19 protein-coding genes and 2 rRNA genes (1 of these 21 running past the window's edge) are annotated in these 25,685 nt (G+C 53.5%); 7 read left to right on the forward strand and 14 right to left on the reverse strand.

The window, feature by feature from the left end; genetic code table 11:
* Nucleotides 1–5 precede the first annotated feature (5 nt).
* Together DFT_RS14575 and DFT_RS14580 are read right to left on the reverse strand one after the other, a co-directional pair.
* Complete coding sequence (locus DFT_RS14575; protein WP_054031888.1) at nt 6–1,880, reverse strand: thiamine pyrophosphate-dependent enzyme; 1,875 nt, start codon at nt 1,878–1,880, stop codon at nt 6–8.
* 164 nt (nt 1,881–2,044) lie between these two features.
* Nucleotides 2,045–2,428: a hypothetical protein gene (locus DFT_RS14580; protein WP_054031889.1), complete on the reverse strand. Its 384-nt coding sequence runs from the start codon at nt 2,426–2,428 to the stop codon at nt 2,045–2,047.
* 372 nt (nt 2,429–2,800) lie between these two features.
* Between DFT_RS14580 and DFT_RS14585 the strand changes: the two genes are divergently transcribed.
* A complete protein-coding gene (locus DFT_RS14585) occupies nt 2,801–3,955 on the forward strand; it encodes an SPFH domain-containing protein (RefSeq protein WP_054031890.1) in 1,155 nt (384 codons plus the stop codon).
* Between the two features lie 76 nt (nt 3,956–4,031).
* A complete protein-coding gene (locus DFT_RS14590) occupies nt 4,032–5,261 on the forward strand; it encodes a TFIIB-type zinc ribbon-containing protein (RefSeq protein ID WP_054031891.1) in 1,230 nt (409 codons plus the stop codon).
* Nucleotides 5,262–5,328: 67 nt separating this feature from the next.
* Here DFT_RS14590 and DFT_RS14595 read toward each other — a convergent pair whose 3' ends face one another.
* Genes DFT_RS14595 through DFT_RS14615 form a run of 5 tightly spaced genes read right to left on the reverse strand, consistent with a single transcriptional unit; the run spans nt 5,329 to nt 14,081 of the window.
* Entirely contained in the window at nt 5,329–7,893 is a 2,565-nt protein-coding gene (locus DFT_RS14595; RefSeq protein WP_054031892.1) for a PAS domain-containing sensor histidine kinase, read from the reverse strand.
* Nucleotides 7,890–9,290, reverse strand: a complete 1,401-nt coding sequence (locus DFT_RS14600) for a sigma-54-dependent transcriptional regulator (RefSeq protein WP_054031893.1) — start codon at nt 9,288–9,290, stop codon at nt 7,890–7,892. Before DFT_RS14600 ends, DFT_RS14595 begins: the two co-directional genes overlap by 4 nt.
* 24 nt (nt 9,291–9,314) lie before the next feature.
* The gene (locus DFT_RS14605) at nt 9,315–10,886 is read right to left on the reverse strand and encodes a sensor histidine kinase (protein WP_152971999.1); all 1,572 of its coding nucleotides are present in this window, start codon (nt 10,884–10,886) and stop codon (nt 9,315–9,317) included.
* Nucleotides 10,887–10,927: 41 nt separating this feature from the next.
* Nucleotides 10,928–13,012 (reverse strand): TRAP transporter permease, encoded by a 2,085-nt coding sequence (locus DFT_RS14610; RefSeq protein WP_054031895.1) that lies wholly within the window; start codon nt 13,010–13,012, stop codon nt 10,928–10,930.
* A gap of 55 nt (nt 13,013–13,067) precedes the next feature.
* Nucleotides 13,068–14,081, reverse strand: a complete 1,014-nt coding sequence (locus DFT_RS14615) for a TAXI family TRAP transporter solute-binding subunit (RefSeq protein ID WP_054031896.1) — start codon at nt 14,079–14,081, stop codon at nt 13,068–13,070.
* A 307-nt stretch (nt 14,082–14,388) separates the two neighbouring features.
* Between DFT_RS14615 and DFT_RS14620 the strand changes: the two genes are divergently transcribed.
* Entirely contained in the window at nt 14,389–15,249 is an 861-nt protein-coding gene (locus DFT_RS14620; RefSeq protein ID WP_054031897.1) for a glycosyltransferase family 2 protein, read from the forward strand.
* 306 nt (nt 15,250–15,555) lie between these two features.
* On the opposite strand, the gene DFT_RS14625 is transcribed toward DFT_RS14620, so the two are convergent.
* On the reverse strand, nt 15,556–16,443 hold the full coding sequence (locus DFT_RS14625) for a class I SAM-dependent methyltransferase (RefSeq protein ID WP_152972001.1): 888 nt from the start codon (nt 16,441–16,443) through the stop codon (nt 15,556–15,558).
* 138 nt (nt 16,444–16,581) lie between these two features.
* On the opposite strand from DFT_RS14625, the gene purB reads away from it, so the two are divergent.
* From purB to DFT_RS14640, 3 genes are all read left to right on the forward strand, one after another.
* Entirely contained in the window at nt 16,582–17,934 is a 1,353-nt protein-coding gene (purB, locus tag DFT_RS14630; protein ID WP_054031898.1) for an adenylosuccinate lyase, read from the forward strand.
* Nucleotides 17,935–18,106: 172 nt separating this feature from the next.
* The gene (locus tag DFT_RS14635; protein ID WP_054031899.1) at nt 18,107–18,598 is read left to right on the forward strand and encodes an Hsp20/alpha crystallin family protein; all 492 of its coding nucleotides are present in this window, start codon (nt 18,107–18,109) and stop codon (nt 18,596–18,598) included.
* An 86-nt stretch (nt 18,599–18,684) separates the two neighbouring features.
* Nucleotides 18,685–19,485 (forward strand): hypothetical protein, encoded by an 801-nt coding sequence (locus DFT_RS14640; RefSeq protein WP_152972003.1) that lies wholly within the window; start codon nt 18,685–18,687, stop codon nt 19,483–19,485.
* Between the two features lie 2 nt (nt 19,486–19,487).
* On the opposite strand, the gene DFT_RS14645 is transcribed toward DFT_RS14640, so the two are convergent.
* From DFT_RS14645 to DFT_RS14655, 3 genes are read right to left on the reverse strand one after another with little or no spacing between them, the layout of a single operon-like run.
* Nucleotides 19,488–20,513, reverse strand: a complete 1,026-nt coding sequence (locus tag DFT_RS14645; RefSeq protein WP_235506237.1) for an ABC transporter substrate-binding protein — start codon at nt 20,511–20,513, stop codon at nt 19,488–19,490.
* Nucleotides 20,514–20,523: 10 nt separating this feature from the next.
* Nucleotides 20,524–21,207, reverse strand: coding sequence for an ABC transporter permease (locus DFT_RS14650; RefSeq protein ID WP_369688311.1), 684 nt, complete (start codon nt 21,205–21,207; stop codon nt 20,524–20,526).
* Between the two features lie 52 nt (nt 21,208–21,259).
* Nucleotides 21,260–21,952, reverse strand: a complete 693-nt coding sequence (locus DFT_RS14655) for an ATP-binding cassette domain-containing protein (protein WP_054031902.1) — start codon at nt 21,950–21,952, stop codon at nt 21,260–21,262.
* Nucleotides 21,953–22,139: 187 nt separating this feature from the next.
* Between DFT_RS14655 and DFT_RS14660 the strand changes: the two genes are divergently transcribed.
* The gene (locus DFT_RS14660) at nt 22,140–22,745 is read left to right on the forward strand and encodes a hypothetical protein (RefSeq protein WP_054031903.1); all 606 of its coding nucleotides are present in this window, start codon (nt 22,140–22,142) and stop codon (nt 22,743–22,745) included.
* 111 nt (nt 22,746–22,856) lie between these two features.
* On the opposite strand, the gene DFT_RS14665 is transcribed toward DFT_RS14660, so the two are convergent.
* From DFT_RS14665 to DFT_RS14675, 3 genes are all read right to left on the reverse strand, one after another.
* Complete coding sequence (locus tag DFT_RS14665) at nt 22,857–23,144, reverse strand: hypothetical protein (RefSeq protein ID WP_054031904.1); 288 nt, start codon at nt 23,142–23,144, stop codon at nt 22,857–22,859.
* Between the two features lie 199 nt (nt 23,145–23,343).
* Nucleotides 23,344–23,460, reverse strand: a 5S ribosomal RNA gene (gene rrf, locus DFT_RS14670).
* Nucleotides 23,461–23,531: 71 nt separating this feature from the next.
* Nucleotides 23,532–25,685 (reverse strand): 23S ribosomal RNA (locus DFT_RS14675); it runs 865 nt beyond the window's last position.

Consider the following 25,685-nt stretch of genomic DNA (forward strand, 5'->3'; position numbering starts at 1 on the left):
AATCCCTACTTTTTGGAAGGCATGCCGATGGCGTGCGTGGGACAGGTTTGCACGCAGGATCCATCCCCGATGCACAGATCGGTGTTGACCTCGATACGGCCATCTGGACCGCGGCTGAAACTCGGGCACCCGAATCGGGCCACACAGTTGTGAATCTGTTCGCACAGGGTCTGATCGATGTCGACCTGACGGGGTTCAAAACCAGGCTTACGCCGCTGTTCGCGGTTGAACTTCAACATGCAGGGATGCCGGGCGATAACCACGCTGAAACCCGTCACCGCCATGGCCTCCTTGACGATTTCGGCGAGACGCTGCTGCTGATAGGTATCGACCTCGAAAATGTCCTTGACCCCGAGCCCTTCGAGCACCTTCCGGATCGGAATTTTATCCGTGGCCATGTTGAAATTGCGCCCGGAACCGGCGTGATCCTGATGGCCGGTCATGGCGGTGGTGCCGTTTTCCATCACGATCATGGTGAGGTTGTGGCGATTGTGCAGCGCGTTGATGATGCCGGGCAAACCGGCATGATAGAAGGTGGAATCGCCCATGAACACGACCACCTTGCGGGTCTGGTTGAACAGGGCCAACCCCGAACCGATCCCGGTGGATGCGCCCATGCACATCAGCAACCGGCCGATTTCGTAAGGTGGCAGATAGCCCAGAGTGTGGCATCCGATGTCCGCCACCGTGATGTCTTCTACGGCCAATGCCTGTTTGATCGCATAGAAAGCGCTGCGATGACCGCATCCCGGGCACATCTGGGGCGGCCTCTCCGGAGCTTCGGAGGCCGGGCCAGGGGTGAAAGGCTCCGGTACCATCTCCGGCCAGACGCTGTGGAGGATGCCCCGCACCTTATCCGGCGTATATTCGCCGATCCAATCCCTGTGGTCTCGCTTGCCGACGATTCGGGCGGTCAACCCCATGTCGTAAGCCCGGGCCTTGATCTCTTTTTCCACCAGGTCGTCAAGCTCTTCGAGGACCAGCACCTCCTGATGGTTTTTTAAAAAATCGGCGATCGGGTCGTGAGGCAGCGGATGAACGATGCCGAGCTTTAGAATGTCAGGTCTGTCGGTTGCCTTTGAAATGGCTTCCATGAGGGACAAATAGGGCAGCCCCCAGGTGATGACGCCACACGCCGGGTTGCCGCTATCCATCAATTGATTCAACGGGCACTTGTTGGCATAGGTCCGGAAGTCGTCCAACCTGTCCAACGCCCGCGCCTTGAGTTCCGCTACTGTTGCGGAAAGCGGAATGTAAGGACCGTTGGCGGCATCGAATCGGGGCGTGCGGTCCACGGCGATGGGATTCCAGGCCGCAAAAGAGATTTTTTGCTTGGCATGGCACACATGGGTGGTCAGGCGCAGGATGATGGGCATCCGGCGCTCCCGGCTTTGGCGTGCTGCCTCCTTGTAATATGCATAGACCTCTTCCGGATCGGACGGCTCCAAGACCGGCATATATGCCAGATGGGCATAATGGCGGTTGTCCTGTTCGTTCTGGGAAGAGTTGGCGCCGGGATCGTCGCCCAGGACGATCACCATGCCGCCGATCAAGTTCATCAGGCTCAGTTGGACGAAGGTGTCGGCCGCCACGTTGAGCCCTACGCTCTTGAAAAAAACCGTGGCCAGATGACCGTTCACTGTGGCGCCGTAGGCCACCTCTGTCGCCACCTTTTCGTTGGTGGAAAATTCGAAATAAAAAGGGCGTCGATCGATGGGGATGGATTGGATGGCGGCAGCGATTTCGGGCGTCGGCGATCCGGGATATGCGCTCACCACCTGGGTACCGGCTTCCACCATGCCGCGAACGAGGGCGGTATTTCCCATGACGATTTCGGCGAAGGGCTCACGTCGCAGCAACATGTCACCCATGGACTTCATCATCTCACCCCTTTGGTTGTCTGATTAAACAGCGCGCTTTGGGTACAGATCCAATCGCCTGGGCATGGAGCAAGTTCCATCAAATTTGCCGAGTCATCGATACATTAACGCAGAACGAGGTTCCTTTCAAATAGACAGGACAATATAAATGAGTCAGTCGGACGTCACTTTTTGTAGCCCACGAACGTGCCCTTCCCCTGCCCACCGAAATCGATGGTGCCTTGCATTTTATCGCCGGCCACCTGGCCCGTATAGGTCATCGGCAGACCGTTGGAGGTAAATTCGATCACAAAATCAATGCCATGGACCTCTCCTCGAAGGGGAGCGTCACCGAAAGCCCCTTGGTAGGCGCCGGACAATGCCTTCCCGTCCTGGTTCAGATGAAACAGCGGTGTGCCGATGCCGCCGGGAGTGGCCACCTCGAGAATCCAGATCCCGGTCATGTTCAGGCCCATTCTGGCCTTAAGGCCGGCGCATCCGCCGATGGCCGATGCCACTGCAAGGGTCGCCACCATCAGTGTCGTTGTGACAAGACAGTTGATCTTCATACGTTCCTCCAGACGATATGCTTGCAGCCGAGAGCCTCTGCTTCGAAGTCCATCTCTGTATACATCGTATTCGCACCAGAACAGGAATGACGTGAAAGGTGTTTCTAGTTTTTGAAATAATCTATCGTCTTTGAAATCGCAAGGCGGGCGTGCTCTTTGAGTATGAGACGTCGGCCATCTGCTCCCTCAGCGCCGGGTTTAATGAATACCATTCAGACAGAATCGCCGAGGCCCATGGCTGAAGTTATGACATGGGGTTGCCCGGAACGGAGCTGTTGATTGTTCTGCGATGGGCTAAAGAAAACGTACGACCAGCCGATTAATCATTCCGATTCAATAATTTTTAGACCATAGGGCAAAGGAGACGCTTGCATGGGCACCGATAACATCGTTTTTCTGGAAAACCTGGAGTGGTTTGACGAAACTGGCAAGGAACTCGTGCACCGCCTGCCCGAAAAGGGCTCCGGTGAAATCAAATGGGGTGCCCAGCTCACCGTACGCGAAAGTCAGGTGGGTGTCTTTTTTTATAAAGGCAAGGCCGTCGAAGCCTTTGGCCCCGGTCGGCACACCCTGAAAACGGGCAACATCCCCATTTTGACCAAGCTCGCCAGTCTGCCGTGGGCCATGAACAGCCCCCTGCGCGCCGAAATGTACTTCGTCAACATGAAGACTTTCGCCAATTTAAAGTGGGGCACCCGGGACCCAGTGGCCTTCAAGGATACGGAACTCGGTCTGATTCGATTGCGCGCCTTCGGCGTCTTCAACCTGCAAGTCGTGCAGCCGGTGCTTTTTATCAACCGATTGGTCGGCACCCAGGGTATCTTTACCACCGAAGGCATCGAAGAGTATCTCAATCGGGTGATCGTTTCGCGTTTCAATGATTTCATGGGCGAAACGATCGATTCACTGTTGAACCTACCTGCCAAATACGACGAACTATCCACCGGTTTATCCAAACGCCTGCAGGAAGATTTCTCTCATTTCGGCCTCGGGTTGCCCCAGCTGTATATCAATTCAGTCACACCGCCGCCTGAAGTGCAACAGGCCATCGACGATCGCAGCCGCATGGGCGTTTTCGATGATATGAACAAATTGATGCAGATGAAGACGGCCATGGCCATGGAAAAAGCCGCTCAGGGCGAAGCCAGCGGCGAGGGCATGGGCGCCGGACTCGGTCTGATGATGCCGGCCATGCTGGCGCAATATTTTGCCCATCCCCTGGCTCAGGGGCACTCGGGGGCCGCACCTTCGGCGCCGCCGGCCGGCGCGCAGCAGGCCATGGCCCAATGCCCGGATTGTGGGCAATCCATCCCCATCAGTTCGAAATTTTGTCCCATGTGCGGCCACCAGCAGTTGGTCTTTCGTCAGTGCACCCATTGCGGTAAAAACCTGACGCCGGGCGCCAAGTTCTGCTCCCGCTGCGGCCATCCGGCCGAAGAGAAGCCGGCGGCGAAAATCTGCGGCCGGTGCGGTGCCGAGAATCTGGGAGATGCCAAGTTTTGCACGCAATGCGGTGAGAAGTATTAGATCGGGCCCGTCCACACACGCCCCACTCGCCTGTTTGTGGACGGGCTTCAGATAGGACCAGGACGAGGAACTGTTTTTGACGAATTTCATCATCGAGCATCAATGCCCGCAGTGCGGTGCGCCGGCGGAGCTGGAAGAGACGGATCGTCTCTTCCGGTGCAGCTTTTGCCGGACGGCCTCCTATCTGAGCGCGCCTTCCTTTTTTCGTTATGTTCTGCCCCATAACGCACCACAGGACCAAGAGCTGGTCTACTTCCCCTACTGGCGGTTCAAGGGCATGCTCTTTTCGTGCCTTCCCGGCCAGATACGAAATCGATTTGTGGATCTCAGCCAACAAGCGATTCCATCCGACCATTTCCCTTTCTCCTTGGGTTTTAGAAGTCAAACGCAGAAGCTGCGGTTTGCCACATCCGAGATCAACGGCCGATTCTTGAAACCCGAACTGCCCAAAAACGGTCTGATCGAGGCGCTCAACGACCGCTTCAACGCGAACCTGCCCAAACCGATCCTCCATCAGGCGCAGATCGGGGAGACGATCAGCCTCCTTTACGCGCCGTTTTATGTGACCGAAAAGGTCTTCGATGCCATCCTGAACGAACCGGTCGGCGGCGGATCCACCGAAGAGACTGAAAAATTATTGCAAGTGGCGCAATCGCCCAACTGGCCCATCCAGTTTCTGGCCACGCTTTGCCCTCATTGCGGATGGGACCTGAACGGAGAGCGTGACGCCTTGACCCTTTACTGCCAGAACTGTCAATCCGTCTGGTGGCCGAAACAGGGCCGACTCGAACGCCTGCCCACCATCTATGAAAAAACGTCGCTCCCAAACCCTGTCTTTTTGCCGTTCTGGCGGATTCAGGCCGATATCACCGACCTGCCGCTCAGCAGTTATGCGGACTTGATTCGGACGGCCAACCTGCCCAGAGTGGCCCAGCCTGGAGATGAAGAACGTCCCTTCTACTTCTGGTGTCCGGCCTTTAAAATACACCCCAAGCGCTTTCTGGCAATCGCCGGCCACCTCACCGCCGCCCAGCCCCGGGATGGATTGGAGACCGGATTGCCCCGGGGCGACATGCATCATGTCAACCTGCCCCTGCAGGAGGCCGTCGAGGCATTGAAACTCATCCTCACCGAGTTTGTCCGGCCCCGAAAACGCATCGACGACATTCTGTCTGCCCTGGAGATCAAGGCCCGCCGCTTTCTGCTCGCCTACCTTCCCTTCGAAGAGGGACCGCACGAACTGGTTCGTGCAGACATGAGGTTGGCGATCAGCAAGAGCTCGCTGAATCACGCCCACAACTTGTAGATCCATTTTTAAACAGATGGTAGATTGATTTATGTATGGGGCCAGACCTTCACTGTAGCGGGGCGTATCAGTCGTCTCGGGAAGAACGAGCGACATCATCGGTGCTCGGGGCGCCGAGAACCCTTCGTATCGTTTCGGCCAACTCTTTCATGACCACGGGCTTGTACACCAGCGCCTTGATGCCGATCTCCTTGACAAGGGTGTCGGATATCTTTTTGCTGTACCCGGTGCAGAGAATCACCGGAATGTCCCTCCGGAGTTGAATGAGCGCCGCAGACAATTCATCGCCGGTCAAATCGGGCATGGTCATATCGGTGATCACCAGATCGAAATCGCCGGGACGGGATCGGAACAACGCCAGCGCTTCGACACTGCTGGTGCGAGTGGTAACCTGGTAACCGAGACGTTCCAGGATCTGTGCGCCCATTTTTGCGATGGAAAGTTCATCGTCGACGAACAGGATGCGTTCATTTCCGCACGGTAACGCTTCCACCGGTTCAATCTCTCTGAACGTGCGTTTGCTGGAAACCGGAAGATAGATCTTAAAAGTCGTTCCTTGCCCCAAGGTGCTTGTCACATCGATGCGGCCCCCGTAAGCCACCACGATGCCGTGTACCACGGCCAGCCCCATGCCCGTACCTTCACCCGGCGCTTTTGTCGTAAAAAAGGGTTCGAAAATCGAATCGAGTATCTCCTCCGGAATACCGATGCCGGTGTCGGAAACCGTCAAGCGCAGATAATCGCCCGGCGCCAGATAGCCGATTTCTTCGGAGCTGTCATGGGAAAGATGAACGTCTTCCAACCCCACCTCCAGCCGTCCGCCGCCTTTCTCCATGGCATGCGCCGCATTGGTGCAAAGGTTCATGACCAATTGGTGCACCTGGCTCGGATTGCCCATGATCAGTGAATCGCTATGGATGTGGGAAAGAATTTGAACGGTCGTGGGAATCGAAGAGCGGATGAATTTAAGCGCCTCCTTGATGATGGCGCTCACCTGGATCGGCTTGACTTGTTCATCGGACTGCCGTGCGAAGGCCAGAATCTGCTTGACCAGATCTTTGGCCCGATTGCCGGCAGTCAATACCTGCCGCAGGTTATCTTCCAGCAGCGTGCCTTTGTCGACATCATCGAGCGCCAACTCCGTGAATCCGATAATGGAGGAAAGGATATTGTTGAAATCGTGGGCGATGCCGCCGGCAAGCGTTCCGATGGCTTCCATCTTGTGGGATTGACGCAGCTCTGCCTCCATCTTTTTCAGTTCGGTGATGTCGGTGGCGATTTGCAGTTTTGCCGGCCGTCCGTCCGTCCATTTAATGACCCGGTCATGATTGACGTACCATCTTTTGGTGTGAGGGTCTTGCTCTTGCCAGACGTGCACTCCGGCAAACCCTCGCGACTCGCCTTCCCCTTGAGACCGACACCAACGGCAAGGCCCCGACAACCGCCTGATCGCCTTCCAGCATATGCTGCCGGTCATATCCTGCCCGTAAATTTCAATCATGTGCCGGTTCATGAATCGTATTTCATGGGTTTGAAGATCGGCCACATAGATGGCCGCGTCTATACTGTCCAGAACCGTGACGAAACGCTCGTGGTGAAGCCGAAGTTTTTCTTCGATCTGTTTTCGTTCGGTGATATCGCGATTGCTGGCACGCCGGCCGAGAAATGCGCCATCCTGGCCATAGACCGCCTGGCAGTCATGGTTGATCCATCTGATGGTATTCTTTTTCGTGGTGATTCTGAAGTCCAGAGAACCGGTTTCCCATCGGTCGATTTGATCGGACCTCATATGCGCGGTCATCCTGTCCCTGTCTTCGGGGTGGACGATGGCGAGCATCAAACCGGGGTCTTGCATGAACTCATCCACCTTGTAACCGGTGATCCGCTCACACGACGGCGATACATATTCGAGCGTTCCCCCGGGGCTTATCCAGTACTCCCAGTCATAATTGAAATCGGCCACGATACGGTAGCGTTCCTCGCTTTGCCGCAGGTTGGCGCTGATCTCCTGCTCCTTTAAGAAAACTCTTTTCAGTCCGTTGAGCATGAACGCAGTGGTAATGGTGACAAAGGCATTGAGGAGGAGAAAATTGCCGATCATCACGATCCATTTCTCTTGAGCGTTCTCGAGTTGAAGGGACCATGACGGGCTCGCGAAATGTATGAAAACCGACACGCCGAAAAGGGTCAATGCATTGAGCACAAGGGTCCAGATGGCCGCTTCCAGGCCGATAATCGTGCTGATCATCACCGATGTACCGAACAGCCAGATATAGCCGGCGCCCACCGGGCCCAAAATAAACAACAAGCCTGCTCCCAGCGAGTAGAGAATGAGACAGGCGATATAGCCTCGAACCTTAAGCGGCCATTTGCGGCCCAGCAGGACCGCCACGATCATGACATAGGCGCAGGAATCGATGGCGATGACACTCCACAACCCCTCCTTGAAGGCGAGAAAAAGCGACGGAATCAAGGCCAATGGCCCGAACGCACCGGCGATAAAACACATGACGAACAGAACGCGCTCGCGCCAGAACGTCAGTGGATCGCTTTGCCAAACGTATTCCGGCAGGAACCGTTTTTCGAGGCGACCCCAGAGCAACAGAAATTTTTCGGCTGATTTTGTTTTCAAAGGTCTATGTTGTACGCCTTCATTTTGCTGAGTAAAGAGGGATGGCTGATCTCCAGAAGACGTGCGGCATGCGTCCGATTCCCCTCGGTTGCTTTGAGCGCCTTGACGATCATGGCGTTTTCCATCTGCTTTTGCGCTTCCTTGATCGAATAGCCTTCGAACAACTGCTCGATCGGTGGTTTGGCATCCGGTGCGGAACTGGCAAAAGAAAAATTGTCACGTGACAGTTGGTTTCCCACCGACAGTACCATGGCCCTTTCCATGGCGTTTTCCAATTCGCGTACGTTGCCCGGCCATCGATGGCTCAACAGCAACGACATGGCATCGGGTTCGATCCCTTTTACGTTCCGCCCGAGTCGTTCGTTGAATTTCTCGATAAAGTGCTGGCACAAAAGCGGAATATCCTCGACCCGGTCGCGCAACGGCGGCAACTCGATGGTCACCACGTTGAGCCGATAGAATAGATCTTCCCTGAACTCGCCGTCTGCGACCATTTGCGGGAGATTGCGCGAAGTTGCAGCGATAACGCGCACATTCACCTTGCGGCTGACGGTCTGCCCAACGGCTCGGATCTCGCTCTCCTGCAACACCCGAAGCAGCTTGACTTGAAGTGGAACAGGCATTTCGCCGATTTCGTCCAACAAAAGGGTGCTCTCGTCGGCCTCTTCAAACAGGCCTCGTTTGGAGCGATCGGCCCCGGTAAAGGCGCCTTTGGCATGGCCAAACATTTCGCTCTCCAGCAACGCCTCGGGAATACCGCCGCAATTGATGGCTACCATGGGTTTATCGCGGCGTGGTCCGGCCCGGTGGATGGCGCGCGCCACCAACTCTTTGCCCGTGCCGCTTTCACCGACGATCAAGACCGTGGTGTTGTACTGTGCCACTTTGGCCGCCAGTTCGAAAACATCCCGCATGGCCGGGCTTTTGGCCAACAGATGGCCGAAACGGTATTGCCCTTCGAAGCGGCGCACTTGCTCCTTGAGCATCACGTTTTCCCGTTTCAGACGGTCCCGTTCCGCTGCTTTTTCGATCACCAGCTTGATTTCGTCGCTTTTAAATGGCTTGGAAATGAAATCATAGGCGCCCAGCTTCATGGCATCGACGGCCAGATCGATGGTCGCGTAGGCCGACATCATGATGATGGTGGTCGTATCGGAAAGTAGTTTGGCATGTTTAAGAAATGCCATGCCATCCATTTTCGGCATCTTGATATCGCACAGCACATAATCGTACGGGTGGATTTTCAGCGCCTCGATGCCGGCCTCTCCGTTCTCCGCGGTTTCAACGACATAACCGTCCCGCTTGAGCATGCTGGCCAGCATGTGACGCATGTTTTCTTCGTCATCGACGATCAGCACACTGGGTTGAGCCCTCTTTGGCGTGTTGTTGTTCTTCATAAACGCATGACATCCGATGCAGTTTTAGCGTGATTGAGAATCTCCGTCCCTGGGTTGGGGAGCCGTACCGGTCGGCTCCAGCGGCAGAAGAATCGTAAATTGAGTGCCGCTGTTCTCCCGGCTCTCCACCGAAATCGTGCCCCCCATCTTTTGAATGATCATATAACTGACGGCCAGGCCCAATCCCGTCCCCTTGCCCGGCTCCTTGGTGGTGTAAAAGGGATCGAACACGCTTTCGATCTGATCCGGGGAGATACCGTTGCCGTTGTCCTCGAATCGAATGCCCAGTACCTGATGCGAACTCGGTGGTGTTTCGTTCCAGGTTCGGATCCCGATACGGCCTTGCGTCAACCCGTGAGCATCGGCGATGGCATCGCCTGCGTTGAGAAGCAAGTTGAGAAAGACTTGGCGCAACTGCTCTGCGTTGGCCATGAGGATGTCATGCCCGGCTTCGAGCTTCAAATCCATTTCTATGCCGCTCATCAAGGGCTGGGTTCCCATGACACCGGCGATCTCCTCGAGCACCGCGTGGACCGATATTTGCTGAGGTTCACTCTTTTTGGGGCGTGCCAAATCCAGCAGTTGACGGATAATCGTGTTGATGCGCTGGATCTCTTTTTCGGCACGCAGGCTGAAATCCTTGAGTTCCTCAGGTGCCAGATCCGGCTGCCTGATCAATTCCATATAGCCGAGCACAATGCCGATGGGATTTCCGATCTCGTGGGCGATGCCGGCGGCCAGTCGACCGACGGAGGCCATCTTTTCGGCACGCACGATCTCGTTCTGGGCCTCCTTGAGTTCCTGATTGGCCTTTGCCAGGGAGACGACGCTCGCTTTTAGCTTTTGCTGATCTTCCGCTATTCGCTTCAGCATTCTGTTCAGAGCCGAGGAGAGCCGATTGAGTTCGTTGTCCTCCCGTCTGAAGGTGAAAAAAAGATCTTCGTCGGAGCTGTATTCGTCCGCCTGACGGACGATGCGGTCGATGGGATGCAGATAGATTCGGAAGATGCGATACAGGCCTACTGCGGAAAAGATGATGCTGTTCAGCAGAATGTAGTAGAGAACCGGCTTGTTGTATTGACGCAATTTGTCATATAGGGGCGCCAATGGAACGACCGCCGCCGCGGCTCCTATAACCGTCCCACCGCCGTCCAGTGCAACGGCCACCAATTCGTTCGAAGCGCTCCACCAGAAAACGGCCCACATCAATCCCAACGCCTCCTTGCAGGGCTTTCCGGTATGCAGCGCCGAATCGACGGCCCGCCGGAGACGCTCCGGCGAATGGTCGGGATGGCCTTTTTCAAATCGCAGGGTGCCGCTGCGATCGACAATGGCAACCGCCGAAAAAGCATCATTCGCCAGCATTTCGGGAGGTTGCCGGGGAACCTCTGAATCCGCTGCGTCGATCGGTTGTTCCAGGTCATGCAACGCCTGTCGGGCGGCACTTTCCAGTATGGCGCTATGTAGATCCAATCGATGACGGACAACGAATCCCTGGAGAACCAACACCGCGAGAATGTCGGCGATCAACGCCGACAAGAACACCAGCAACACCACATGGAATGCGATCTTGGTCCTGAATCCACGTATGGCCACAACCACCTCAACGACAAGAACGGGTCAATGCTTCTCCATGGTCAGGCGGTGTGCCTGGATCGGCGCCAGCGTTGGGACAGATACAACGCCCCCATGATCGCAAGGCCTATCAAGTAGGTCCAGTAGGGACTGTACTGAAATCCGATCCACTGCGCCACATATTTCGGCTGCATCAAAATGAAGGTCGCGCAAAGTAGGATTGGAATCTCATAAGCTTTGTTGCGCGTGATCAGCCAACCCTGGGTCGCGGCTGCAAAGGCGAAGTTTCCCATGCAGGCCATTGCGAATACGAGCAACCCCAATGGCCAGCTGGTAATACCATCTAAGATCAGGTCGGCATTGAAGATGAACATGAAAGGCAGGATGGCGGTGCGGATATCGTACATGAATCCTTGCAGGCCGGTGGGAATGGGCGGTGATTTGGCAATAGCGGCCGCTGCGTAAGCCGCCAGACCCACCGGAGGGGTGTCGTCGGCCAGGATGCCGAAGTAAAAACAGAACAGGTGCGCGGCCATGAGCGGGACGATGAAGTCGTTTTGCGCACCGACGACCACCAGGGCCTTGGCCGTCAGGCTGGCCATCACGATGTAGGTCGCGGTGGTGGGCAGCCCCATGCCGATGAGCAGGCTGGCGATGGCGGTGATGATCAGCATCAGGAAGACATTACCGCCTGAAAGGATCGCGACCACTTCGGTGATACGGCTGCCCAGCCCCATGGCCACCACCCCTACGATGATGCCAGCCGCGGCAGTGGCCAATGCGACCGACACCATGTTTCGTGCGCCGCCGACCAGGGCCTGAACGATATCGATGAATCCTCTGACAAAACCGGGTAGCAGGGGTTCCTTGTTCAAGTAAGCCTGGATGGGACGCTGAGCGAACATGACGATGGCCATGACCCATATGGCATTGAAGGCGGCCGTGTCCGGGGTGTGCCGCACTACGATCAATTCGTACAGCAGCATGAACAGGGGAAACAGAAAATGGGCGCCCGACATGAGGGTCTTCCAGAAAGGCGGCAATTCGCTCCGGGGCATCCCGGTGAGACCCAGCTTGGAAGCCTCGATATGGGTGATGAAAAAGAGGGCCGCATAGGAGGCGAACGCTGGAATGGCGGCCGCCTTGACCACCTCGATGTACGGCACGTTGACGTATTCGGCGATGATGAAGGCGGCCGCTCCCATGATGGGCGGCATCAGTTGTCCGTCCGTGCTCGCGGCCACCTCGATGGCCGCGGCCTTTTTGGGTGGATAGCCCACTTTTTTCATCAAAGGAATTGTAAAAGTGCCGGTGGTCACGATGTTGGCGATACTCGAGCCCGATACGAGTCCCGACAACCCGCTGCCCACCACGGCGGCCTTGGCCGGTCCCCCCTTGAAGCCGCCGAGAATGGAGAGCGCCAGTTGAATGAAATAGCGCCCGGCGCCGGCGCGATCGAGCATGGCGCCGAAAAGAACAAACAGGAAAACGATGCGCGCCGATACGTAGAGGGGAATGCCGTAAATCCCCTCGGTCGACATGCTCATCTGGCCCAGGAAGCGATTGAGGGAAACCCCCTTGAAAGCAATGACGGAAGGCATATAGGGCCCAAGGAAGGCATACAGGATGAACCCTAAGGCAATGATGGGCAGTGCGGGGCCGATCACCCGCCGGGAGGCTTCGAGCAGCACGATGACCAGTACGGCCCCGGCGATCAAATCCAAGGTGTTGGGGGCACCGATGCGCATGGCCAGCCCCTCGTAGTCCAGGGCGATATAAAGGGCTGCCAGGGCCGCCACGATGGCCAGAAGAAAATCGAGCAACGATATACGATGCTGGGCCGAAAGAAAAGAGAGCCTCCCGAGCTCTCTTTTCAACATCGGCACATTCAGAAAGACGATCAGGAAGGCAAACGCCAGGTGGATGGCACGAGCGTAAGTGGAATCGATAATCAACCAGCTGGCGATGGAAAGTTGAAAAAGGCTCCATGCCACGGCGACAATTGGAACAATAAAACGCGTCCAGTCCTGCGGCTGGCGCCCGAATAGTCCCTCTTCTCTTTCCGCCAGCCGCTTGGCCCGGTCCAAACCATCGTCTATGGAATCATTTTCCTCTGGGGTCGCTTCAAGCCGGTCTCTGTCGCTCATTTTTCTCCTGGAGGATACACCAAAGGTTGATACCCATCGCAAGTCGCCTCGACCATTATATCAATCCGGCCTCCTTGTAATACTTCATGGCGCCGGGATGAATCTCCGCGGAAAGACCTTCTAGCATGTCTTCTTTCGTCAATACACTATAGGCCGGATGGAGCCCTTTGAACTCCTCGAGATTTTCAAACACTTCTTTGGTCACGGCATAAACGACATGGTCCGGCACCTTGGCCGAGGTCACCAGTGTGGCCTTGACGCCGAACGTATCGACGTCGCCTTCATTTTCAGCCCCCGGGTACTCCTTCACTGGCACGAAGGATTTGGCGTAGTAAGGATACTTGGCTAACAGCTCATCAATACCGGTGATGGGAACGAATCGCACCTTGCGGACACCGGCGGTGGCCTCTTTAAACGCACCGCTGGGATGTCCCACCGTGTAGAAGAAAGCGTCAATACGGCCATCCTGGAGCAATCCAGGTGCCTCGGCCGCCTTTACGCTCTCGGCCTGCAAATCTTTCTCGTAGTCCAACCCGACGGCCTGCAGGGCATCGATGGAGTTCTGGCGCTGACCCGAGCCCGGGTTGCCGATGTTCACACGTTTGCCCTTCAAATCACGAATATCTTTTATGCCGGCATCGACGGCCGCGGCCAGGGTGACCGACTCGGGATGGATGCTGAAGACCGCCCGCAAATCGTTCTGGGGCCCTTTCTCCTGCCATTCGGCCATGCCTTTGATGGCCTGGTACTGGCGATCGGATTGAACGATGCCGAATTCCAGGTCGCCCGCCATGACGGCATTGACGTTAAACACCGAACCGCCGGTGGCCTCGACCGTGCACCGGATGTTGTATTGGTCTCTTTTATTGTTCACCATCTTGGCGATCGCGCCGCCGGTGGGATAATATACGCCGGTGATTCCACCGGTACCGATGGTGACATAAGCCGTTTTGACCGCCTTGTCGCCGGTGTCTCCGGCATTGCCGGTATCGGACTGTTTGTCACCGCCGCAAGCGGCCAGCATGAAAATGAGAAAAATCGAAGCCATAAGAATAAAAACTTTTTTCATAGAACCCTCCTGTCTGTTCGCATGGTCTCATCGTCCATCGCATCGATGGATCGAATCGGTGACGTTGCCAAAGGCGAAATTTCTAATGTGAATGGCATTAACAGACGATCATTGCATTCATCTGTTTTATAGATAGATATTGAACAAGTTTACCATCAGTGCCGGCTCAACCCGCCCGATGAAATGGTATGCGATCGGCGGGGATCTTCCGGTGCCTCGTTTGACACGGATTTAGGTGCAGTTTATAAGCGATCACGCCGGCGTTTTGATTGGTAAACTTTTAGAAAATAGAGCTAATCGATACTACATGTCAACCTCCACCCCCGATTTTGGTCAAAACGGATCATTCCCTCAGGTATCGGTCATCGTGCCGACCTACAATCGGGCTTCCCTGCTGAAAGAGGCCCTCGATTCCGTCTTGGCTCAGAGCTACCGGAATTTTGAACTGATCGTCGTGGATGATGGTTCGACCGATAATACCAGGCAACTGCTGGCACCCTACGGAGACCGGATCACTGTGTTGTTTCAACCGAACGCGGGGGTGAGTGCCGCACGCAACCTCGGTATCCAGGCCGCATCCGGCGATTTGATCGCCCTGCTCGATTCAGACGACTATTGGTTGCCCGAAAAACTGGCCGCACAGGTCGCTTTTTTTAAAGCGACGCCGCAATCCCTGATTTGTCAAACCGAGGAGATCTGGATTCGAAACGGCGTCCGTGTCAATCCCAAGCGCCGCCATCGAAAATTGTCGGGCATGATTTTCCAGGCGTCACTACCGTTGTGTCTTATCAGCCCTTCGGCGGTCATGATGCGCAAATCCCTTCTGGATGAAGTGGGTCTTTTCGACGAAGATATGCCGGCATGTGAAGATTACGACCTGTGGCTGCGCATCACGTGGAAATATCCTGTTCATTTGATCTCTGTTCCGTTGGTGGTCAAAAGAGGCGGGCACGCCGATCAATTGTCGCGATTGCCGGAACTGGACAAGTATCGCATCCGCTCGATTACACGGATGCTCCTCAAAGGGGTCTTGTCAAAAGAAGAGCGGCAGGCCGCCTGTAGGGTGCTCGAACAGAAATGTCGCATCTATGCGGAAGGGTGCTATAAACGTGGGCGTGACGATGAGGCCGATTTTTATCGCGCGATAGCCCGTCAATTCCTTCCTTGATGGCCTGCACCGGTGCTCCCCGCTCGGTCCGACACATCTGTAGTGCGAGGGCGCCTGTCGATCTCTTTGCCTATCGGACATCGTACCTCGACGATGTGATTGAGTTTGACCGTGTACCCCCAGCATTCGATCAGCGGTGCGTTGCAGTGGGCGCACCAGGTGTTCTCACCTTTTTCGGCAAACACATTGCCAATGTACACATACTTAAGGCCTGCTTTTTTACCGATGTCATCGGACAACTTTACCGATGTCATCGGACAACGATGATGACATAAATGGCACCGGACGACCTGATCTTCCAACTCTTCATACAGACAGGCTTTCATGGCGCGATCCTGGTTCCGGGCCGCCGGAACGACCATGTCGGCGACACCTTCCCATGCATGAATGATCGGAGGTAGCCGGCCCCACAGGGGCAGATCCGGTCATCACGCGAGGCACCTTTTTCGGTCGATAGCGGATCGCCAACGGTCGTGTGCGAAACCTGGGTACAAGGGTGGCCGTCACGCCGGCAAATGCACCGAATGGGCAGCGTTGTAAAATGGCCGATCGTTCAAAATGTTCCATCATGCGAGTGGTGTGATAAGGGAACTGGCATGCCGTGCGCCATACCACCGGCACGTTGCCGGCCACGGAGCGAATCATTTTTTTCAGTTTCCAGGGGCTGAAAAACCGGACCTGGGAAAAGACGCCTGGCCCACGCCAGCGCTGGGTTCCATTGATGGCGAAACGATTTAGAAGCCCAAAAAAAACCTTGTCCTTGGCCACCCGGCAGGCCTCTTCGATGGCCTTCATCGGATCGTCTGCAAATTCAAGGGCGATGAAGAATATGGCGTAGTTGAAGGAATTGTCACCAAAGGGCAAATCCTCGGCATATCCGCGGTACAATTCCACTCGGTTCTGAAGAGCTGCAAAGCAAAGATCGAGCATATAAGGGGACGGATCGACTCCGGTGACGTTCAGCCCCATTTCCACCAAGGGCCTCGTACTCAATCCTGAACCGCAGCCGATGTCCAATACCGACTCGTTCGGCGAGGGTTGTAAAAGGTCGAACATCAGTTGATGTTCCAAACGTGCGGCGCGGCGGTTGTGCTCGAGGGTTGCCCACTGTTCGTATTCACGTGCATCTTGAAAATCGAACACATACCCCATCGGGCGCATCCCCCCTTTCCTGATTAATTGAATATTGAACACCTGCGAGGGCCTTGTCAAACAGAGTTTAAAACCATACGGAAACCGCTTTACACCAGGGTCGGAATATGATCTGAAGTGGCGGAAAATTCATAAAACCCGGTTTGCAGCCGCAATGAAACGGATAAAGAGAGAATCGATATGACGCTGACTCCTTTGGAAGCCATTTCTCCGGTGGATGGACGCTATCGGGGCACGACCCAGGTCTTGTCGGCCTTTTTTTCGGAAAGCGCACTGATCAAATACCGGGTTCGAGTGGAAATCGAGTATTTTATCGCCTTGTGCGAGCTACCCCTACCCCAGCTGAAAAAGATCGACAAACGATCGTTGGCCTCCTTGCGAGATATCTATTTGACCTTTGACCTGAACGATGCCCAAAGGGTCAAAGACATCGAGAGGGTCACCAATCACGATGTGAAGGCGGTGGAGTATTTTATCAAGGAAAAGTTCAGTGCCTTGGGCTTGACCCCTTTCAGTGAATTTATCCATTTCGGACTCACCTCACAAGATATCAACAATACCGCCATGCCGTTGGCACTTAAAGAATGCTGGCAACAACACATATCGCCTGGACTTCAAGCCGTTACAGCTGATTTGACCGAAAGGGCGCTGGCATGGAAAAAAATCCCCATGCTGGCCCGCACCCATGGACAACCCGCCTCTCCGACGCGTCTTGGAAAAGAGATCTTCGTCTTTGTCGATCGATTGACCCAGCAATACGAATTGATGACCCACGTCCCCTTTTCGGCCAAATTCGGTGGCGCGACCGGCAACTTCAATGCCCATCTGGTGGCCTATCCAGAAGTGGACTGGATTGACTTCGGCAATCATTTCGTCAACGACATCCTCGGGTTGTCACGTTGCCGGGTGACGACCCAGATCGAACACTATGACCATCTTGCCGCCTTTTGCGACAGCGTCAAACGCATCAACACGATTCTCATCGATCTGTGCCGCGACATTTGGTCCTATGTGTCCATGGACTACTTCAAACAGAAAATAAAAAAGGATGAGGTTGGGTCGTCGGCCATGCCCCACAAAGTCAACCCCATCGACTTCGAAAATGCAGAGGGCAATCTGGGCGTCGCCAACGCCATGCTTGAACATCTATCCGCCAAGTTGCCCATTTCCAGGCTTCAGCGCGATCTGACCGATTCGACCGTCACCCGGAATTTGGGGGTGCCATTGGCACACACCCTCATCGCCTTCCGATCGATCCAAAAAGGGATGGCCAAATTGGTCCTCAATGAAACCGCCATCGACAAGGATCTGGAGAATAACTGGGCGGTCGTTGCAGAAGGGATTCAGACCATTTTGCGCAGGGAAGGATACCCAAAGCCTTACGAGGCACTCAAGGCCCTCACCCGAACCAACACAACGATCGATGCCCAGGCCATTGCCGATTTTATCGCCACCCTGGATGTGCCCCCTGGAGTCAAAGAGGAGTTGTCGGCCTTGACGCCCCATAGCTATACGGGTCTGATCGACTTTTGAGGCACTGTCCGCCGAAGCCCGCTCCCTTCTCTTGCTATCAAAATGATATACTTAAAATTATTAGGTATATTTTACCTATAGCCCATTTTTTTTATCCTTGTAGGCCTCAAGTTTGTCACGGTCAGGCCGATTTATGAGTAGAAGCGAACGGAACCTCACAAGGAGATTGAGAATGGGATCGATGAAACTGGATTTACGCTATGCATCCGACAACTTCGAGCAATCCGTCGATAAATTCTTTGACACCGCTTTTGGGCCGTCGGCAGCCCTGTACCGCCGGGTGACACTTTGCGGATGGCGTCCGATATCCAATCACCCCAATGTTTTTAGCTGCGGTCGCCGGTCAAATGACATTCAGCACCCCTCCATATCCGGAACCAAGCCGGAGGGGATCGCGGTTTATGAAACAGACGAGGGAATGACCATTGAAGTGGCCTTGACCATCATCAAGGAAGAAAGCCTTCACCTCGCTATTTTGGATAAAAAACTGGTCATTCGAGGGGAAAAAATCGGCAGCCCTCCAAAGAGTGCATCTTTTTCCCTGCAATCAAATAAAAATTCGCAATTTCAGCATCTTATACATTTACCAGAATCGATTAGCTCTGGCAGTTTTCGTGCCCAACTCAAGGGAGATGTCGTTCAAATCGAATTTGTCAAACAATGAACAAAAACTGGGGTATCTTCGATTAGGTAGATCAGCTATCGGGCCATCTTCGCATGCGAATACATACAAGCATAAGAATGTCGCTTTTGTTTCTGGCACTCATAAGCATTTCCATCGGTCACGCGGATGAGTTGGTGTTGAAAAGCGGCGAACGCTTTTCATCCGATCGCATTTGGGAGGAAAATGGCAAGATTCGTTTCAATATGCATGGATTGCTGGTGAGCGTCGCGAAGGAGGAAGTGGTTTCGATCGTCCGGGAAAAAGATGTACTCGATAGGGGAAAAGGAACAGTCACGGCTTTTCGTCCCAAACCGACCAGTATTGAAGAAAACGATGCGTCCTTCCGGATCCCCGATTCTGCAGTTGATGTCGAAAACCGTGAACTAGACCGATATAACGGGCGTCGTCCTCTGATCGAACGCAACCATCGTACCTTTTCCCGCAAAAACCAGCCGGAGCTTGGCACCGGGCTGGAAAACATCTCCTGGCGCATGAAACCGGCCGCAATCCAGGGCCTTGAAAAAATCAAGACCGACCTGATCTTTGGCGGTATCGATCAATACTGGCGTCCGGAGCATCCCCTGTCGATCAGCGGGGCGCCGTTAGACGGATTGGTATACGGCTTTTGGGAAGACCAACTCTATTCGATCGTGATGTGGGCCGATGGATCTATCGGATTTCATCGACTGAGAGATGCCCTTTTTACGAAATACGGCCCAGGCACTCAGAACAGGATCGGTGTGGAACGGTATGTTTGGCTGGAAAAAGAGACACAACGCATGCTTGAATATGACACCGACCTCAACACCGCCATTTTCGTTATGCGTTCAGCAGAATTAGACCACCATCTCAAAAAAAAATATCCTTCCGAGAGCAAGATACCCTAAAATTACTCTACGAACTCAATCCTCAAATGGGCCCCCACGTTCACGGGCCGATCGATCTGTTGATTGGCCAACATGATCGTTTCCGTCTGCTCCCATGCAGGGACATTGATCCGACCGATAGAAAAGGATTCATCAGGTTTGACCAATGCGCGTGTCTGATCCAGCTGAGCGAAAAGAAGATCACGGGATGTATCGCGGTCATATTGCCTGACATCTTCGACGATCCGATCGCTGTCGGTGCCTTCGACCGCGGTGGTCCAGCCTTTGATCAGGCCTTTTATGAATCGCTGCACCCGTTCAGGATGTTCTTCGAGCAACCGTTTGGATGTGACCACTGAATTGGCGACAAAAAAGACGCCATAAGACTCGGGATCCAGAAACGCAATGGAAGCACCTGATGCCGTGAGCCTGTGCCCGATTTCAACGCCCTGCGTATTGATATAGACAGGCCATAGGTCGGCTACCCCTCTGTAAAAAGGCGTGTAATCCAGACGCACGCTATACAGCCGGACCTGCCGATCGGATAGGCCTGACTTGACCAGCAGGGTACGCATGATGATCTCATCATTTTTCCCGAAGGTGACCCCGATGGTCTTGTTTTTGAGATCGGTTAACCCGTCGATGCGAATTTTGTTCTTGAAGTAAACCCATTGCAATGGATTCTTCTGGAACAGCTGGGCGATCACCACTACCGGAGATCCTTTGGATATCGCCTGAATGACCTGATCTCCCGAAGCCACACCAAAATCAGCGTGTCCCAACTCCAGATCGCGAATGGCGTCTCTTTCCGGACCGCCGGATTTTAGGGTGACGGTCAACCCCTGCTCTTCGAAGCAACCCCGATGAACTGCAACGATATCGCCCACCGTGGACATGTTGATCAGCCATTTCAGTCGGTAGGTAATGTTTTCCTTGGCGACGGCCGGATCAGATACAAAAAACGTGATCCCTAACGCTACTGCAATTGGAATCAGACGTGTCAGTCGGTCAATGAGCAATGGAAAAAGAGAGCATACCCCAATCACCATAAACCTCCAGTTATTGCTCCCATGCGTTTTTGACCAGCCGTCCCGCGACTTCCAATGCGCCCTGGTAGATGGACAATGTGATTCCGATCATAAAAAGGGCTACCAGGATTTTCGAAAGATCACTCTGATATAGGGCGATACGGATACTGTAGCCAATGCCGGCGTTTGCCGCGATAAACTCGGCAACGATGGTGCCAGCCATGGCCAAGGTGGCACTCCCCGCAATGACGGTCGTCAATTTTGGCAGATTCTCAAATGCCCGGATTTTGACTTCGAGTTGCCAACGCATCCGCCCGGTTTGTTGATAGAAATGTTCAACCTCGGTTATCGGTTCGGCCAGTATGCCGACCACGGACAAGAGTAAAGGAAAATAGCAAATCATGGCGGCAATCAAAAGCCTCGATAAAAACCCATCGCCTAACAGGATAAAAATAATCGGCGCCAGTGCCACGATGGGATAGGCTTGGATATTGTAGGCCGCTACCTTAATCAGGCTTCCGAGCCAGGTCGTCTTTCGACCCAAAATGCCGACTATAAAGGCCAGCATAATCGAAAAAATTTGCCCGATGATGGCCACACAAAGTGTGCTGAACACGTCGTGGGCGTAGGTCGACGAGATTTCTCCAAATGTTTTGAGCAGGATTCCCAGACTGGGTATCACATAGTCTGAGAGATTGACCACATATTTGATCATCAAAAGAAGGGCCAGACCGATCAGATAAATCATTAAAAATTGATAGATACGTCTAAGCAGCATTCATGATCTCCAACATGGTCTGCTGCAAGGTTGATCGATCCAGACACTTCTGATCCCGGCAATCCTGCCCCCTCACGAGGACGGCTTGTCCGTCTCTTTCGGGCCCACGCAACACCCAGATCTGTTGGCAGTAAGTGGCGACCTCGATCACGTTATGACTGATGTATATGAATAACCGATCCTTAAACATCGCCTTGATATGGATTAGAATCCGGGCACGCAATTTTTCGTCAACGTTGGCCAGGCACTCGTCAACGATCAAGACGTTGAAATCTTGAACCAGATAGCGCAACAAATTGATCCGGTTTTTCTGCCCTAATGAGAGCTGAGAAAATCTTTTTCTCAAATGGGCCGACATTCCGAAATGGCGAATCAAAAGCTCTTTCTTATCCTGATTGTGATGGGGAGTGATCCTTTCGATGTGTTCGCCGATGGACGACCATCCGGGTAAGCGTTCCAAATTGTGTGCATATAGAAGAGAGTCAATGGAATCGGTGTCCACCCTCCCCTTTTCCGGTCGTAAGAGTCCGCATAAAATACGCGCCAAAGAGGATTTACCGACACCTGAAGAACCAAACAGAGAGTGAAACCCAGGATTTTCGAACTTGAACGATAGATTCTTGAAGAGCGTCTTGGTTGTGCCTTGATAACCAAACGTCAAGTCGCGGCATTCGAGAAACATGAAGCTGTTACAACCCTTTGTAAGCTCAAAAGATGACCTGCAGCGCAATTTTTCATGTATGGCTGCCGCGCTGGCAGTGCCTTTGAATCGACAGGCTTTGCTGATGGAATCAGCAGATCCTTTTCTCTCAGCTCTGGCTGTGCTATACGTCCTTTGCCTATAACATAGATTCGAAAGGGACTGCATTATGGATTTTAAAAGTCACCTTGAAAATGCCTGGCATTTGAGCATTAAGCACATTGCGCCGCTAATCCTCAGCACACTGGTCCTGATCGGTGTATCTGTCCTGACAATGGGGCTGTTGGCACCGGTACTATTGGCGGGGTACGTCTATTCTCTCCTCTTGTTGGTTCGAGATGGACGCGAACCGAAAATCGGCGACTTATTCAGTCACCTGCATCTCTTTTTACCCCTCTTTCTTTTTTCATTTGTTGTGTTTGTATTCATTTTAATCGGGTTTTTTAAGCTTTTTTTTCTGCCCGGCATCGCAGTTGCGTGTCTGGTTACATTTGCCTGCCTGTACGTGCTTCCGCTGATGACCGACAAAAAGCTGGGGTTGATGGATGCCATAAAAACCAGTTGGAACATGTCGGTGCATGGCAATATCGCCGATCATATCGTCGTGGTTATTTTATTTATCGGTCTCTTGTCGATTGGCAGTTCAGTGTTTATCGGCACCTTGTTCACTCAACCGTTTGCGACGATCTTTGTTCTTTCGGTTTATTTGGAACGTATGGGTCAAGACAATCCCGTGGCCACCGCGCCCAATCCCCCGCCCACCTCTTACCAATGATGTTCATGCGGACATAGGATTTCGCCATCTACCGGAAACATCCATTCTCTACGACCGGCCAATAGCGGATGGCCTCCAAACTTTAAAACCATTTGCGACGTTAACACCGTATTATTGATAATCGATCTTTCTTAAAATTTCGTCGTATCGTTCCAGTGTGATCATCCCATTTTCGACCATGAGGTCTCCTATACCGACTTCCCGCAATTCATCTATACGCAAAACCTTTTCTGGATTGGCCTGTTTAAGGCTGAAAAATGTATATTTTAACGTGAGTTCCTGTTTGGGCAGAATATCGAAAGAATTCCAACTGGTAAAAATGAAATGATGACTCAACAAATAATAAAAAGAACCCACGATAATCGCAATCCACAGGTAATTTTTGATACGAGATAGCATGTTCAATCTCCTATACCATTTTCCCAGATCAGCTCTTCCTCAAGGTTTCAGCGCGCATTTCCCTCTTTAGCTCAGCGCCACAGATGATGCAACCCCCAAGCGAGAGGGGTGGCACCTTTCAAAATTCAAATCATCTTGCGAGCATTGAACGCTAGAAATAAAAAAAGCCCGGAACCTTGACGGTTCCGGGCTAAAAATTTTTCGGCGGCGTCCTACTCTCCCACACAGCTTCCCGTGCAGTACCATCGGCGCAGAAGGGCTTAACTTCCGTGTTCGGGATGGGAACGGGTGTATCCCCTTCGCCATTGCCACCGAAAACTTGATGACCTGTTAGCAACGCAATTTGAATTGGATTATTTCTTCTTCAAGACTTATGTCGATTGTTTTGTGGCCAAGCCTCACGACCTATTAGTACCGGTAAGCTGAACACATTACTGTGCTTACACATCCGGCCTATCTACCTCGTCATCTTCGAGGGGTCTTCAGGCAACCGAAGTTGCGGGATATCTTATCTTAGGGTGGGTTTCCCGCTTAGATGCTTTCAGCGGTTATCCTTTCCGAACTTAGCTACCCAGCCATGCCGCTGGCGCGACAACTGGAACACCATTGGTTCGTCCATCCCGGTCCTCTCGTACTAGGGACAGATCCCTTCAAATATCCTACGCCCGCGAAAGATAGGGACCAAACTGTCTCACGACGTTTTAAACCCAGCTCACGTACCACTTTAATCGGCGAACAGCCGAACCCTTGGGACCTGCTCCAGCCCCAGGATGTGATGAGCCGACATCGAGGTGCCAAACCGCGTCGTCGATGTGAACTCTTGGACGCGATCAGCCTGTTATCCCCGGCGTACCTTTTATCCGTTGAGCGACGGCCCTTCCATTCGGAACCGCCGGATCACTAAGACCTACTTTCGTACCTGCTCGAAATGTCTCTCTCGCAGTCAAGCTCCCTTATGCCTTTACACTCCACGGCTGGTTTCCAATCAGCCTGAGGGAACCTTCGCGCGCCTCCGTTACTCTTTGGGAGGCGACCGCCCCAGTCAAACTACCCACCAGACACTGTCCTTCGCCCGGATAACGGGTCGAAGTTAGAATTCTAAAATAGCAAGGGTGGTATTTCAAGGTTGGCTCCACCGAAACTAGCGTCCCGGTCTCAACGCCTCCCACCTATCCTACACATACTATTCCAAAATTCAATGTCAAGCTATAGTAAAGGTGCCGGGGTCTTTCCGTCTTTTCGCGGGTAGACGGCATCTTCACCGCCACTACAATTTCACTGAGTCCCTGGTTGAGACAGTGCGGAAGTCGTTACGCCATTCGTGCAGGTCGGAACTTACCCGACAAGGAATTTCGCTACCTTAGGACCGTTATAGTTACGGCCGCCGTTTACTGGGGCTTCGGTTCAATGCTTCGCCCGAAAGCTAACATTTCCCCTTAACCTTCCAGCACCGGGCAGGCGTCAGACCCTATACATCGTCTTGCGACTTAGCAGAGTCCTGTGTTTTTAGTAAACAGTCGCTACCGCCGTTTCTCTGCGACCTCCTTCGGCTTCGCAAGCAAGTCGCTATACCTAATGGAGGCACACCTTCTCCCGAAGTTACGGTGTCATTTTGCCGAGTTCCTTAACCAGGGTTCTCTCAAGCGCCTTGGGATGCTCTCCCAGCCCACCTGTGTCGGTTTTCGGTACGATCACCTGATCATCTCGCTAGAGGCTTTTCTTGGCAGCATGGGGTCAACCACTTTGTGTCCGCAAGCGGACTCGTCATCACGTCTCAGCCTTAATAGAAAGGACGGATTTGCCTGTCCCTTCGGCCTACTCGCTTAAACCGCCTAATCCAACAGACGGCTGGCCTACCCTTCTGCGTCCCCCCATCACTCAAACGATGACCTGGTGGTACAGGAATATTAACCTGTTTGCCATCACCTACGCCTTTCGGCCTCGGCTTAGGGATCGACTAACCCTGAGCAGATTAGCTTTACTCAGGAAACCTTGGGCTTACGGCGAGCGGGTTTTTCACCCGCTTTATCGTTACTCATGTCAGCATGGTCTCTTCTGTACAGTCCAGCCGTCCTTTCGGTCAACCTTCAACCCGTACAGAATGCTCCCCTACCGCTCCTTCGACGAATCGAAGAAACCCGCAGCTTCGGTAGTGTGCTTAAGCCCCGTTACATTTTCGGCGCAGACGCACTCGACCAGTGAGCTATTACGCTTTCTTTAAAGGATGGCTGCTTCTAAGCCAACCTCCTGGTTGTCTATGCATTTCCACATCCTTTCCCACTTAGCACACATTTAGGGACCTTAGCTGGCGATCTGGGCTGTTTCCCTCTCGACCACGGAACTTAGCTCCCGTAGTCTGACTCCTGCGATAGAAGTTGATGGTATTCGGAGTTTGGTTAGGTTTGGTAACCTGGTGAGGCCCCTAGCCCATCCAGTGCTCTACCCCCATCACTTAATAACGCAAGGCTATACCTAAATATATTTCGGGGAGAACCAGCTATTTCCAAGTTTGTTTGGCCTTTCACCCCTATCCACAGCTCA

The organism is Desulfatitalea tepidiphila, assembly GCF_001293685.1.
GTDB classification, from domain to species: domain Bacteria; phylum Desulfobacterota; class Desulfobacteria; order Desulfobacterales; family Desulfosarcinaceae; genus Desulfatitalea; species Desulfatitalea tepidiphila.

Bases quoted from the DNA above. Each gene is read 5' to 3' on its own strand.
- DFT_RS14575 (WP_054031888.1), bottom strand. From the start codon at position 1,880: ATGAAGTCCATGGGTGACATGTTGCTGCGACGTGAGCCCTTCGCCGAA.
- DFT_RS14580 (WP_054031889.1), bottom strand. From the start codon at position 2,428: ATGAAGATCAACTGTCTTGTCACAACGACACTGATGGTGGCGACCCTT.
- DFT_RS14585 (WP_054031890.1), top strand. From the start codon at position 2,801: ATGGGCACCGATAACATCGTTTTTCTGGAAAACCTGGAGTGGTTTGAC.
- DFT_RS14600 (WP_054031893.1), bottom strand. From the start codon at position 9,290: ATGAAGAACAACAACACGCCAAAGAGGGCTCAACCCAGTGTGCTGATC.
- DFT_RS14610 (WP_054031895.1), bottom strand. From the start codon at position 13,012: ATGAGCGACAGAGACCGGCTTGAAGCGACCCCAGAGGAAAATGATTCC.
- DFT_RS14615 (WP_054031896.1), bottom strand. From the start codon at position 14,081: ATGAAAAAAGTTTTTATTCTTATGGCTTCGATTTTTCTCATTTTCATG.
- DFT_RS14620 (WP_054031897.1), top strand. From the start codon at position 14,389: ATGTCAACCTCCACCCCCGATTTTGGTCAAAACGGATCATTCCCTCAG.
- purB (WP_054031898.1), top strand. From the start codon at position 16,582: ATGACGCTGACTCCTTTGGAAGCCATTTCTCCGGTGGATGGACGCTAT.
- DFT_RS14635 (WP_054031899.1), top strand. From the start codon at position 18,107: ATGGGATCGATGAAACTGGATTTACGCTATGCATCCGACAACTTCGAG.
- DFT_RS14645 (WP_235506237.1), bottom strand. From the start codon at position 20,513: ATGGTGATTGGGGTATGCTCTCTTTTTCCATTGCTCATTGACCGACTG.
- DFT_RS14650 (WP_369688311.1), bottom strand. From the start codon at position 21,207: ATGATCAAATATGTGGTCAATCTCTCAGACTATGTGATACCCAGTCTG.
- DFT_RS14655 (WP_054031902.1), bottom strand. From the start codon at position 21,952: ATGTTTCTCGAATGCCGCGACTTGACGTTTGGTTATCAAGGCACAACC.
- DFT_RS14660 (WP_054031903.1), top strand. From the start codon at position 22,140: ATGGATTTTAAAAGTCACCTTGAAAATGCCTGGCATTTGAGCATTAAG.
- DFT_RS14665 (WP_054031904.1), bottom strand. From the start codon at position 23,144: ATGCTATCTCGTATCAAAAATTACCTGTGGATTGCGATTATCGTGGGT.